Raw genomic sequence first — 13614 nt, forward strand, 5'->3', positions numbered from 1 at the left:
TCCGGACCTTTCCAGAGAAGAACTTTCTGTAAAGATAGATAAATGAGGAGATGATATGATCACACCCCGGAGCTCTCCAAAATCTGGAGGACCCGGGGTTTGCTTTGTTGTTATTGATAGTTTTTTAATTCTAGTCTTCCAATGTCTCTTAGGTGGACTTGGTCGGGGCCATCTACAATTCGTAGCGTCCTTGCGTTTGCCCAGTGTGCGGCAAGTGGGAAGTCATCGGAAACTCCTGCACCGCCAAACATTTGGATCGCTCGATCGATAACATTCAGAGAAACTCTTGGCGCAACGATTTTAATCATGGCAATTTCTTTTCTTGCGGCTTTTGTACCTTCTTCATCCATTTTCCTGGCAGCATGCAGTGTAAGCAGTCGTGCCTGATCGATCTCTAAGCGGGATTCAGCAATAAATTCCCGAACTACCCCTTTTTCAGCCAGCGGGGAGCCAAATGTTTCGCGGCTGTTCACGCGTTCGCACATCAGTTCCAGTGCTCGTTCAGCTGCTCCGATTGCGCGCATACAATGGTGGATTCGGCCAGGACCGAGGCGCGATTGTGCGATTTCGAACCCTTTACCCTCTTCATAAAGCAGGTTCGAGACAGGTACGCGTACATTATTGAAATGTACTTCCGCATGGCCGTGCGGGGCGTGGTCATAACCGAATACAGGAAGATGCCTCTTTACTTCGACCCCAGGGGTGTTCATAGGTACGAGTACCATCGATTGCTGCTCATGTATTGGGCCTTCCGGGTCAGTTTTCCCCATGAAGATGGCAATCTCACAGCGAGGATCCATTGCTCCTGAAGACCACCATTTTTTTGCATTGATGATATACTCATCGCCTTCACGAATGATATGGCTTTGAATATTAGTGGCATCCGATGATGCTACATCGGGTTCTGTCATCGTGAAGCAGGATCGTATTTTTCCATCGAGGAGCAGGTAGAGCCATTGTTCCTGCTGCTCCTTTGTTCCATATTGCATCAGCACTTCCATATTGCCAGTATCCGGCGCATTACAATTGAACACTTCCGGGGCAATTAAGGATCGCCCCATGATTTCGCAAAGGTGGGCATATTCATAGTTTGATAGCTGGGTGCCATAACCTTCTTCACGGTTGAACAGATTCCACAAACCCTGGTCTTTCGCTTTTTCTTTCAACTCCTCCACGATAGGCGGGATGATCCAGCGGGTATCTGCTTCATTGAGCTGCTGTTCATACAATTTTTCGTTCGGATAAATATAGTCATCCATAAATGCGACAAGTTTTTTTTGTAATTCTTCGGTACGGTTAGAAGTGGTGGTTATCATATTATCTCAACTCCATTGATAGTTTTTTAGACAAGCATTTTGTTGCGCGCTTCTTCTGACTTTTTCATTAAATTTGCTATTCCAACATTAAGGTCCGAGAAGCGGTCATCCTGGATGCTGCCATTTTTCCAGCGATAATAGATTTGCTGGAGGATAGCTGCATTTTTATAGAATGAATAGGCGAGGTAGAAGTCAATCGCGGACAAATCTCTTCCGCTTTTTTTCGCATATAAGTCCAGCATTTCTTTACGGGAGTAAAATCCTCTTTCCCGTGTGATGGACGTTAACCCCGTTTCAGGGTCACCAGGTTCTGTCCAGTAAGCAAGGCTCGCCCCTAAATCGGTGAGCGGATCCCCGATCGTGCATAGCTCCCAGTCGAACACCCCTGTGACCTCTCCGGGATTTTGTAAAGAAAACATCATATTGTTCAGCTTGAAGTCGTTATGGACAATCGTCGGAGGCGGGGAGGAAGGAATATTGCCTAACAGCCATTCTTCCAACTCTGTCACTCCTTCGATGTCGTCCGTTTTGGAACGGTTATAACGTTTAATCCAGCCATTGACCTGCCGTTCTAAAAAGCCTTCAGGTTTCCCAAGGGATAGCAGGTTGTTGTTTTCCAGATTGATAGAGTGAAGCTCGACAAGCGAGTCGATTACCGATTCTGAGATCGTCTGCCTTATGTTCAAAATGTTCTCATAGGAAGGGGGGATCTCTTCATCGATGACATACCCTTCTTTCGCTTCCATCAAGTAAAAATGCTTATCCATAAGCCCGGGATCTTCGCTATAAAGATAAGGTTCTGGTGCAAGTGGAAAGACTGGGTGGATTTTCTGCAACAGTTTATATTCCCTTTGCATATCATGAGCTTTGGGTGGAATTTCACCGAATGGCGGGCGGCGCAGGACCGCTTGCCAATTGTCAAACCTGACCTTGTACGTCAAATTGGAATATCCGGCAGAAAACCGTTCTGCTTGCATCCTGCCTTCGAGGTTCGAAAAGCGGCTCTTTAATAAATCCTCGATGCCTTGCCAGTTGATTTCCTCACGATCTTGTCTTGTTAATTCAGCCAAATGATTCACTCCTCTCGAAACGGTAGCGCTTTCTTTTTATTAAAAAACTAATAAAACGATAGTCATGATGGTTCCAGTGTATAGCAAGGTGATTGTCGCAAAACCCATCATATCGCGAATACGAAGACCAGCGATCGCAAGCATCGGAATCGCCCAGAACGGTTGAATCATGTTGGTCCATGCATCCCCCCAGGCTACTGCGGTTACGATTTTGGCAGGATTGACGCCCATTTCCACAGCAGTAGGCAGCATAATTGGCGCCTGTACGGCCCATTGACCGCCACCGGATGGGATGAACATGTTCAATAGACCTGCGGATAAAAAGGAGAAGAAAGGCAGTGTGTCTGCATTAGCAACACTGGCGATATTCGTAGATAACCAGACAGCTAAGCCGGAAGCGCTGAGCATCCCCATGATTCCAGCATAAAAAGGATATTGCAAGGCGAATTGCCCGACGCTTCCTGATGCTGATTTGATTCCATTTCCCAGTTCTTTGACGTTGCCGTATAAAAGAAGAGCGGCCGTCAGGAACATCATGTTGACGATGTTCAAATCAAGTGAAAATCCGTTCAAGTAAAATTGATAGCCTAAGTAGAGCAGTCCCAGTAAACCACCAGCCAAAACGGTCAAGCGGCTGTTATCCATTTTTTCATTCGGGTTCAATTTTTCTGCTTTGATCTGGTCATGAGAAATATTGGTTTCTTTAATAATAGATGGATCGACCTGCATTCGGTCTTCCGGTCGTTTTGGATGAATCAAATACATAACGAATGGAAGGGTAAAAAAGATAAGCAGAACGAGCACGATGTTCATAACTGAGAAAAGCGTGTCAGAAGTAGGGATGATGCCTACTAAGTCCTGAAAGTTGTGTCCTTCCGTTGCGACAAATAAGGATGGAGAGGAAGATAATCCGCCTTCCCAGATAACAAACCCGGAGTAACCGGCAGCTACCAGTACACGATAATCGACTTCCGGAACTTTCTTTCCAACCAGACGTGCCATAATTCCGGCGACAACCAGGCCAAGCGCCCAGCTGATCAGGGAAGCGATCAATGAACTGAACGTGACGACGAATATGGCGGATTTGGGTGATGTACACCTGCTGGCTGTCTTTTCTAATAACTTGGATACCGGTTTAGTCAAAGCGAGCGCATAACTCATGACAAACGTAGTAATAATTTGGGCGGTGAATGTAAGTAAACTCCAGAATCCATCTCCCCAGTAAACAACCATGTCGAGCGGGGAGCTTTCCGTTAAGACGATGCCACTCCCGAATGCAATCAAAGTCAGGATTACTGCAAACACGAACGCATCAGGAAGCCACTTTTCAGCGACTTTCGCAAAAAACATTGCCAGCATAGAAATAGGGTTATTCGATACTCTTTCCTGAGGATTCTGTAACTCAACTTTCTTCGCAGTTTCTTCCATAGGATTTCCTCCTTTATTATTTTGCAGTCCATCCTCCATCAACGTAAATCGTTTGCCCGGTCATATAATTGGATCCATCAGAAGCTAACAGCAGCAGCGGTCCTTCTAAATCTTCCAGATCTCCAACGCGTTTTAACATGGTCTGATCGACGATCCCCCGATAACGTTCTTCATCATTCAGCCATCCTTCGGTCATAGGGGTTTTGATATACCCGGGGGCCAGGCCATTGACATTGATCCCGTGTTCGGCAAGTTCGCTTGCCCACACTTTGGTCAATTGGTTGATTCCGCCTTTACTGGCTGCATAACTTGTCTGAAAGCTGCTGCCAACACCACCGAAGATGGAGGAAATATTAACGATTTTCCCGCCTGTTTGCTGTTCGATCATTTGTTTTGCTGCCGCCTGACCGGCAAGAAATACGCCTTTCAGGTTCGTATCGAGTACACGTTCCCAGTCGGACTCATCTACTTCGACTAAGGGCTTTCGAATGTTAGTACCGGCGTTATTGATTAAAATGTGCACCTCCCCAAAGTTATCAATCACTTCCTTAAGCCAGTTGTCTACGCTTTTCTTAGAGGTCACGTCTACTTGTGTCGCCAATACTTCAATGTCAGCTTCTGTCAGTGACTTTTTCGCTTTTTCTAAGTCCTCCAGGCCACGGCTCGCTATTGCTACTTTGGCACCCATTCTTCCTAGCGTTTGTGCAATGCCCAGTCCAATTCCTTTGCTGCCTCCGGTAATCATGGCTACTTTTCCATCTAATCGAAACATGTGGTAAGCTCCTCTCTATTACGTTTGTTTTTCGAGCTGTAGCAGTTTGGTTTTTAGTATTTTTCCTCCTGGGTTCCGTGGAAGAAAGTCGATGATTTCTATCTTTTTTGGTACTTTATAATCTGCTACATGTTCTTTCATATAAGTCTGGATTGCTGATGGGGAGGGATTTTTCCCTTCTTTCGGTACGATGTACGCTTTCACTTCTTCGCCAAAAATATCATCCGGCACGCCGATGATGGCTGCTTCCATAACGTCCGGGTGTCCATAAAGGATGTTTTCGACTTCTGCAGAAAATACTTTTTCACCACCGCGATTGATGATGTCTTTTTTACGATCCATGATATAAAGGAATCCATCCCCATCAATCTTAGCCATGTCGCCGGATTTCCAGTATCCCTGGTCAAAGGAACGCTGAACGGCTTCCTGGTTTTGCCAGTATTCATGAACAATCATCGGTCCCTTGATGTATAGCTCACCGATTTCCCCGGCTGGTAGTTCCTCTCCTGTTTCAGCGATCACTTTAAATTCTCCCGTCGGCACCGCTTTTCCTACCGAAGCAGTTTTATCAAGTGGATAGTCTCTTGGCATGATGGCAGCTGGAGAGGTCGTTTCTGTTGCTCCATAAGCATTATGAAGTCTGCTTTTAGGAAGCGCTTTCATTAAAGCGGTGATTGTTTCAGGTGACATGGGCGCACCACCGAAAGCCATGATTTCAATAGAACTTAAATCGAAGCTGGTAAACTCCTCATGGCTCATCATCATGATATAAATCGTTGGTACATTAAACAGGAAGGTGATTTTTTCCCTTTCAATAAGGTCAAGGTAGGGTCCTGTCTGGTATCGTCGTTTCAATAGTACATTGGTGCCTCCACTGATGATCATATAGAACATCTGGCCGACCAGCCCGGTCACATGAAATAGCGGGACAGCGATTAACGTGCGTATGGGTTCCGCAGCCTGGAATACCTGACTGTAGTTGAGTACACTATGAATCACATTAACATGGCTTCCGACCGCTCCCTTTGGTTCACCGGTAGTTCCGGAGGTGAACATGATGTATAGCGGATCTTCCTCTCTGATGTGCGGATACGCTGATATAGAGGATTCCGCTTCAAATATATGGTCAAACAGCGTGTAGGGTTTGTTCAATGGTACTTCGTTTGTCATGATCACGGAATTGGTTGGATGCGAGGCTTGCCACACTTCCACCACTTCTGCATAGTCCCCTTCCGCGCATAGCATGCTGGCGCCTGCTTTTTCGATCATATTCAGGAGTTCTTTCTTAGAGGAGCGAACGTTCAAAGGAACAACGATGACTCCCAGATAAGCACAGGCAAGGAACATCTGTATGAATTCGGGACGGTTGCCGAGTAACAGGGCAACACGGTCATTTTTCTTTATAGATCCGTATTCTGTCATCCAGGACGCAAGTTGATGGACTTGTTTTTGCAATTCTAAATAAGTAATCCTTTGATTGTTCCAAACAATGGCTTCGCGCTCGGGGTAGTTTTGTACGGTCTTCTCGAAAGCTTCCATAATGGTGGATGGTCTATCTTCGAAGACGTATACTTCCCGGCCATGAATGGTTTCTCTCTTCATGCATTCCCCTCCTTAAAGGTTTTCACTATTACTAATGCAAGTATCGTGCCAACCTTAAAAAAAGAGGAATATTCAGTATTTTTAGAAAAAAACATCATAGAATTTGATTCTTTATGCAATCTTCTGATTCTAAAACGAATCAAAAAAGAGGCCCTTAGATGGCCCCTTACTCATGAATGTATTCTTTTGAGGTGAGCTGGAACTTTTTCATCTTTTTCACTAAAGCTGATTGACTGATGCCGAGCGATGCAGCAGCTTTCCTTGTGGTTTTATGTTCTTCGATTGCATCCTGAATAAGTTCCGCTTCATATCGATTTACTAACTCTTTTAAGTTGTGTTTCTGAGGGCGAGCGTTGTGGAGCGACAAATCTGATGGCAAAATGTGTTCTTCCTCACTGAGAATGGCAGCGCGTTCCAGCACGTTTTCTAATTCGCGAATGTTTCCAGGCCAGCTATAATTTTCAAGGACTGGCAGCGTGTCTGGGTGAAGCGAAAGATTTGACTCGAGTTTTTCATTTAATTTTTCAAGAAAATAGTTAGCTAACGGAATGATGTCTGCCGTCCGCTTTCTCAGTGGGGGAATGTGGATGGGAACCACATTTAATCGATAATAAAGATCTTCTCGAAACTCCCCGTTATTAACCAGTTCTTCTAAATTGCGGTTAGTGGCTGCAATAACTCTTATGTTAAGCGGAATCTGATGAGTTCCTCCGACACGCTTGATTTCTAATTCTTGCAGGACACGGAGCAGCTTCACTTGAAATTCTTTCGGTATTTCCCCTATTTCATCTAACAGGATGGTCCCTCCATTTGCTTTTTCAAATAATCCGACTTTTCCCGTAGTGATGGCACCTGTAAATGCCCCTTTCTCATAACCGAACAATTCTGCTTCCAGTAAGGACGAAGGGATAGCAGCACAGTTAACTTTCAGGTAGGGCTGTCCCTTACGCGGACTATGTTCATATATGAAATCCGCAAAAGCTTCCTTCCCGGCGCCGGATTCACCAGTTAATAATACGAGTGAATCAACTTTTGCCACTTTCTTAGCTATTTTGAGCTGCTTCCTGAGCTCGCGGCTATGTGCAATTACTCCTCTGAAAACTGGTTTAGCAATCTCATTTTCATTTCGCTGTTCCAGCTCTCTCATTAAGCTGTCAGAAAACATGCGGGAAGAATATATTTCTGATTTTAGATAATTTAAGTCGCGTAAATCTCTGATGTTAGTAACGACATGGGTGACCTCTCCCTTGTCATCGAGTACAGGGTTGCCGGTGGCGAGCACTTCTGTCCCGTTTACCGTTTGAACAATTGTAATCGCTTTCTTTTCTTCCAATACTTTATAGGTTACCGAATCAGAAATGATTCCATCCTTTATTACATCTTTTAATTCTCTATATAATAGTTTGTCCTTGGAAACCCCAGTGATTCGAGTATAGGCCTCATTCATTGTCCAGCCAATTCCGTTGGCATCGGCAACGAAAATACCATCATAGCTTGATTGAATGATAGAGTCTAAGAGTTGCAGTTCATTAGGAGTAGGTTGTATCGCTGATTTATTAGTAGAATTACCAGATTGAAGCATAGTTCCCCTCCTGACAGACCATGAGGATTAACGAGGCGGGTGGTCTGCTAAATTTTTCATGTATTTCTATTATTAAGCAGAAAAGCCGTGAAGTCAAAATAACCTGCCGGAATCCAAATTCTGGAGGACCTGAGGAGTGGTGATGCACTTGTTCCGTATTTCCTGACACATTTTCTATTCTTTTAATTATTGGAAAATTATAAAAATATATTGTAAACTTAATTTATTATATGGTTAACAATTAAATAGCAATAATTCGAGTTAGGCAAAAGCCATAAAGGAATGGAGGAATAACTAAATGAACTTAACGGAAAAAAGTCAAAAGTATTTGTGGTTACCCTTTACCCAAATGAAAGATTACGACCAGGATCCTTTAATTATTGAAAGTGGAAAAGGGATAAAGGTGAAGGATATTCACGGCAAGGAATACTATGATGCTTTTTCTTCTGTATGGTTAAATGTCCATGGCCATAGGAAAGAAGAATTGGATCATGCCATCAAAGCACAGCTTGATAAAATAGCCCATTCTACCTTACTAGGAATGACAAATGTGCCGGCGACAGAGCTGGCAGAGAAATTAGTACATATTGCTCCAAAATCGCTGACCAGGGTGTTTTATTCTGATAGTGGAGCTGAAGCGGTGGAAATTGCGGTGAAAATGGCCTATCAGTATTGGCAAAATATTGGCCAAACAAAAAAACAAAAATTTATTTCTGTTAAAAATGGTTACCATGGAGATACCATCGGGGCGGTTAGTGTTGGTGCTATCGATATATTCCATCAGGTATATGGACCTTTAATGTTTGAAGGTTTTAAAACACCTGTCCCTAATGTATATCGTCATCCCTCCGAAGATCCGTCTGTCTGCAGGGATGAATGTATAGCGAATTTAGAAACATTACTGGAGCATTATCATGAGGAAATTGCCGGGTTAACGATAGAATCGATGGTTCAGGGTGCTGGTGGAATGGTTGTCATGCCGGAAGGGTTTCTCTCAAGAGTTAGGGAACTTTGTACCAAATATGATGTATTAATGATCATAGATGAAGTGGCTACAGGGTTTGGAAGAACGGGGAAAATGTTTGCATGTGAACATGAAGGAGTAGAGCCCGATTTGATGGCCGCTGGAAAAGGGATTACAGGAGGATACCTTCCAATCGCAATCACCTATACATCAGAAAAAATTTATGAAGCTTTCTATGACGACTATACAAAGCTTAAAACATTCTTCCATGGTCATTCCTATACAGGGAACCAGCTGGGTTGTGCTGTTGCTTTGGCCAACCTTGACTTGTTTGAACGCGATCAAATTGTAGCACAGGTAGACGAGAAATCCACACGCTTACATGAGTTGTTCGAAGAAATCAGGGCACTTCCTCATGTTGGAGATGTTCGTCAGCTGGGTTTTATGTGCGGAATCGAACTCGTTTCCGATAAAGCAACCAAAGAACCTTTCCCATTTGAAAGCAGGGTTGCCTACAAGGCTACACTGAAAATGCGGGAATTAGGACTCTTAACAAGACCTACTGGTGATGTAGTAGTCTTTATGCCGCCATTAGTAAGTTCAAAAGAAGAATTGAGAGAAATGGTTCACATTATGAAACAAGCGATTGATCTCGTGACAAAAGAGGAGGAGGAAAGGATTGCTGCTGCAAAGTGAGAATTGGGTAGAAAAAGAGATAGAATTGATTAAGGAAAGAGGCTTATATCGCAAGTTTCGTACCATAGAATCCATTCCCTCCCCTCAAGTAAAAATAGAAGGAATAGAAATGATCATGGCTTCCTCTAACAACTATCTAGGACTAAGCGGTGATCAACGGCTGATCGATGCAGCGATTAAAGCGATAAAGAGTTACGGGGTCGGAAGTACGGGCTCGAGATTAACTACCGGGAATACGGTGTGGCACGGAAGGTTAGAAGAAAGGCTTGCCCAATTTAAACAGGAAGAAGCTGCCCTAGTGTTTTCAAGCGGTTATCTTGCTAATGTAGGTGTAATATCCTCAATCGCCGGGAAGGGCGATGTCATTTTAAGTGATCAGCTTAACCACGCCAGTCTGATTGATGGCTGCAGATTAAGTAAAGCAAAGTCCGTTATCTATCGCCATGTGGATTGCAAGGATTTAGAAGAAAAGCTGAAGCATAGCCAGGCATATCAGCGTCGTTTTATTGTGACGGACAGTGTTTTTAGTATGGACGGTAACATTGCTCCTTTACAGGAAATTGTAACATTAGCTAAAAATTATCAAGCCTTTGTTATCGTAGATGATGCTCATGCTACAGGAGTCATCGGTGAAAACGGGAGAGGAGCTTCCGAACATTGTAATACGGAGATAGACATAACGATTGGAACTTTAAGTAAAGCAATCGGAACGGAAGGAGGATTTGTTACCGGTTCAAAAACAATGATCGAATTTTTGAGAAACCAGGCCCGCTCGTTTATTTTCCAAACTGCCCTGCCTCCTGGTAGTATAGCAGCTACGCTAAAAGCAATCGACATCATAGAAACGAATCGTAATCTTCAAGAACGTTTGCATAGATGGATTCATAGGCTTCGAAATCAGCTCACAGATTATGGATTTGATGTCAGAGGAGACGGGACGCCAATTGTACCGGTGGTTATCGGTGAAGCAGATAAAGCGGTGCAATTTTCTGAATTACTTGAAACGGAAGGTGTTTTTGCCCCGGCCATCCGGCCACCAACGGTTCCAGAAGGAGAAAGCAGGATACGGATGACAGTGATGGCTGCCTATGAGGAAAAGCAAATCAAGCAAATTTGTCAGGCATTTTATAAAGCTGGTAAAGAGCTGGGGGTGATTTAATGGCAAAAGGGATTTTTGTGACAGGTACCGATACAGAAATCGGAAAAACATTTGTTGCCTCTGGTATTGCAGCTGCATTAACGGAAAAAGGCGTGGATGTTGGCGTATTTAAACCAATGCTCAGCGGGATAAAAAGGGATCATCCGGAAAGTGATACGATGATTTTAAAGACGATGGCCGATGACGCTTCCCCTGTTGAAGATATTACGCCTTTTCAGTTTGATGAACCATTGGCGCCCTATTTGGCTGCAAAACGCCAGGGGATTACGGTAAAACAATCAGAAATAGTGGAGGCTTGGCATAACATTAAAAAACGCCATGACTTTTATATTGTGGAAGGTGCAGGAGGCATTTCTGTTCCCTACGGGGAGGATTATCTGGTCAGTGATATTATGAAGAAACTGGATCTTCCAGTAGTAATTGTTGCTTCTCCTCATTTGGGGACCGTAAACCATATCTATTTAACCGTTGATTATGCACGTAGATGTGGCTTACAGGTAATGGGGGTTATTTTGAACGGTCTGGACCCTGAGAGTGAAGGGATTGTCGAACAAACGAACCCGGCATTAATTGAGCAATTTTGTAAAATCCCAGTGCTTGGTGTACTGCCCAGGGTAAATTTTGAAACCAAAGATCAAATAGCTGATTTGATCCAGCAACATATCGATATAGATCGTTTTATATAAAAGGAAAAGGGATAACCAGCAACGGTTATCCCTTTTCTTATACTTGTTGGAGTTCTTCGTCAAAATCGACTTCAAATCCAAAATCTTTAAGCATTTGATGGTCCTCTGTACTATCCTGTCCTGCTGTAGTCAAATAATCCCCTACAAAAACAGAGTTGGCCGCAAATAAACCTAAAGGCTGCAAACTACGTAAGTTTACTTCCCGGCCACCGGAAATACGTATTTCTTTGGTCGGATTAATGTAACGGAATAGAGCTAACACCTTTAAGCAGTACCGAGGATTGAGTTCATGGGTTCCTTCTAATGGAGTACCGTCAATGGCATGTAAGAAGTTAACTGGAATAGAATCTGCATCCAATTCCTTTAAACTGCGAGCCATATCAATGACGTCTTCTTTTGTTTCCTTCATTCCTACAATGACACCCGAACAAGGAGATATACCTGCATCTTTGGCCATGTTGACGGTATTTACGCGATCTTCGTATGTATGGGACGTGGTGATTTTCGCATGATTTGCAGAAGAAGTATTGAGGTTATGATTGTAACGGTCTACTCCGGCTTCTTTTAGTTTGGCTGCTTGTTCTGGCTTCAAAATACCGAGACATGCACAAATTTTCAGATTATACTTTTGTTTGATTTCTTTTACTGTGTCTACGACCGTATCTACTTCCCGGTTGGAAGGCCCTCTCCCACTGGCAACAATACAATAAGTACCAGATTGAAGATGATGCGCTTGTTCTGCTCCTTTTAACAGGTTATCCCGGTCGAGAAAATTATATTTTTCTACAGGAGCAGTGGATACGGCAGATTGGGCACAATACCCACAGTTTTCCGGGCACAGCCCTGACTTTGCATTAATGATCATGTTCAATTTTACTTTTTTCCCAAAGTAATGTTTTCTGACTTGAAAGGCACCATGTAGAAGCGGTAAAAGGTCATCATCCGGGCTTGTTAATATGGCCATGGCTTCCTCATCGGTAATTTCCTTTCCATTAATGACTTCATCAGCTAGTTCCATCCATGATTGCAAAGTAATCCCTCCTTAAAAATGTTAACCGTATTATAACACTGGTTAACATTTGAGGGAAGGTATCTCATTTTTAAAATGAAGAGGAAGAGTTTTTATCATGGTTTGAGTATATCTTTTTAAATTTACCTCAGTCCGGAGCCCCCAAAATCTGGAGGACCCGGGGTGTTGTGATAAAATAGGCAAAGTACAAGAGGGGGCATATCTATGAAGATTACAGAAGATCTCGGTAATGAAATCATTCAGCGTCTGGCACCATATATTCATGTTCCGATGAATTTGATGGATCCTGAAGGCAGAATAGTAGCAAGTTCTGATCCTTCTCGAATCATGGAGATTCATCAAGGTGCCATTTACGTGATGCAACATAAACAAGACTTGATTATAGGCGATGAGAATATCGAGGATTTTCCTGGTGCGAAACAAGGGGTGAACCTCCCAATCCGTCATCGTGATGAGCTCGCTGGTGTCGTCGGCCTTACTGGGGACCCGGAATCCATCATGCAAGCTGCTGGTATGACGAAGGCCTCCGTGGAAATTGCTTTGGAACAGATTTATATTCAGCGCCAGGTGTTTTATAAGGAACGCCAGTGGGAGAATTGGCTTCAGCAGCTTTTGCATCCATCCGGTATCCACGAAGAATTTTTGACACAAGAAGCAAGATACACCCTGGCTACGGATGTAACTGGAGAGTGGCGGGTCCTTTCGGTTTATTCCGATAGACTATCTGAAAAAGGAGATCAAATAAAAGTTGTTGCTGATCAGTTGGCTTTACAGCCGCTTTTTGCGATTTTATATAGTGAAAAGGAATGTGTTGTCGCTCTGCCAGCTGAAGAACAAGCCCCTGTTGTGTTTGCGGAAAAACTGGTACAGCGGATTGGCGGCCAGACACGGGTAGGCATAGGTGAGGTAGGAAGCGGTATCAATGGCCTGCGTCAGTCCTATTTTCAAGCGAAGCAGGCACTGCGATTTTCAGACTTGTCCACTACGGTAGCTGTCAGCTCGGACTGGGAGTTAGAGAGGGTGATCGATGCTATTCCTGATGATGCTTACAATTCAATCGTTTTAGCTTATCAACAAAAATTGCAGGCGTTAGGTGCACCATATATTCGCACGCTGAAACAGTTTTTAGAAAACAATTTTAAAGTGAAAGAAACGGCTGAGTCTCTGCATATACATAGGAATACACTGAACTATAGGCTTGGGCAGATCACCGAAAAAGTAGGACTGAACCCGCAATTATTCAAAGATGCCAGCTTGTTGTACATGATACTTCAGCGAATCGACCACTGAGCTATTGTGCACTTGCACA

11 protein-coding genes are annotated in these 13614 nt (G+C 43.6%); 4 read left to right on the top strand and 7 right to left on the bottom strand.

The annotated features are described in order from the left end of the window. Positions 1-110 precede the first annotated feature (110 nt). The 6 genes from BLV00_RS11210 to BLV00_RS11235 all read right to left on the bottom strand — a co-directional run bounded on the left by BLV00_RS11210 (position 111) and on the right by BLV00_RS11235 (position 7770). On the bottom strand, positions 111-1316 hold the full coding sequence (locus tag BLV00_RS11210; RefSeq protein ID WP_093045079.1) for an acyl-CoA dehydrogenase family protein: 1206 nt from the start codon (positions 1314-1316) through the stop codon (positions 111-113). A 26-nt stretch (positions 1317-1342) separates the two neighbouring features. After that, positions 1343-2386, bottom strand: a complete 1044-nt coding sequence (locus tag BLV00_RS11215) for a phosphotransferase family protein (RefSeq protein ID WP_245728945.1) — start codon at positions 2384-2386, stop codon at positions 1343-1345. Between the two features lie 39 nt (positions 2387-2425). Further along, positions 2426-3814: a short-chain fatty acid transporter gene (locus BLV00_RS11220; RefSeq protein ID WP_093045080.1), complete on the bottom strand. Its 1389-nt coding sequence runs from the start codon at positions 3812-3814 to the stop codon at positions 2426-2428. Positions 3815-3830: 16 nt separating this feature from the next. Next, a complete protein-coding gene (locus tag BLV00_RS11225) occupies positions 3831-4586 on the bottom strand; it encodes an SDR family NAD(P)-dependent oxidoreductase (protein WP_093045081.1) in 756 nt (251 codons plus the stop codon). An 18-nt stretch (positions 4587-4604) separates the two neighbouring features. Next, complete coding sequence (locus tag BLV00_RS11230; protein ID WP_093045082.1) at positions 4605-6188, bottom strand: class I adenylate-forming enzyme family protein; 1584 nt, start codon at positions 6186-6188, stop codon at positions 4605-4607. Between the two features lie 166 nt (positions 6189-6354). Next, positions 6355-7770 (bottom strand): sigma-54 interaction domain-containing protein, encoded by a 1416-nt coding sequence (locus tag BLV00_RS11235; RefSeq protein WP_093045083.1) that lies wholly within the window; start codon positions 7768-7770, stop codon positions 6355-6357. 298 nt (positions 7771-8068) lie between these two features. On the opposite strand from BLV00_RS11235, the gene bioA reads away from it, so the two are divergent. The 3 genes from bioA to bioD are packed head-to-tail and all read left to right on the top strand — an operon-like array spanning position 8069 to position 11275. Further along, positions 8069-9430, top strand: coding sequence for an adenosylmethionine--8-amino-7-oxononanoate transaminase (gene bioA / locus BLV00_RS11240; protein WP_093045084.1), 1362 nt, complete (start codon positions 8069-8071; stop codon positions 9428-9430). Beyond that, entirely contained in the window at positions 9420-10589 is a 1170-nt protein-coding gene (gene bioF, locus BLV00_RS11245) for an 8-amino-7-oxononanoate synthase (protein WP_093045147.1), read from the top strand. The genes bioA and bioF overlap by 11 nt, the downstream gene beginning before the upstream one ends. Continuing rightward, a complete protein-coding gene (gene bioD, locus BLV00_RS11250; protein WP_093045085.1) occupies positions 10589-11275 on the top strand; it encodes a dethiobiotin synthase in 687 nt (228 codons plus the stop codon). The genes bioF and bioD overlap by 1 nt, the downstream gene beginning before the upstream one ends. 37 nt (positions 11276-11312) lie before the next feature. Here bioD and bioB read toward each other — a convergent pair whose 3' ends face one another. Further along, a complete protein-coding gene (gene bioB / locus BLV00_RS11255) occupies positions 11313-12305 on the bottom strand; it encodes a biotin synthase BioB (protein ID WP_093045086.1) in 993 nt (330 codons plus the stop codon). 204 nt (positions 12306-12509) lie between these two features. On the opposite strand from bioB, the gene BLV00_RS11260 reads away from it, so the two are divergent. Continuing rightward, entirely contained in the window at positions 12510-13595 is a 1086-nt protein-coding gene (locus BLV00_RS11260; protein WP_093045087.1) for a CdaR family transcriptional regulator, read from the top strand. The last annotated feature ends 19 nt before the right edge of the window (positions 13596-13614 follow it).

The organism is Thalassobacillus cyri, from assembly GCF_900107755.1.
GTDB classification, from domain to species: Bacteria; Bacillota; Bacilli; order Bacillales; family Halobacillaceae; genus Thalassobacillus; species Thalassobacillus cyri.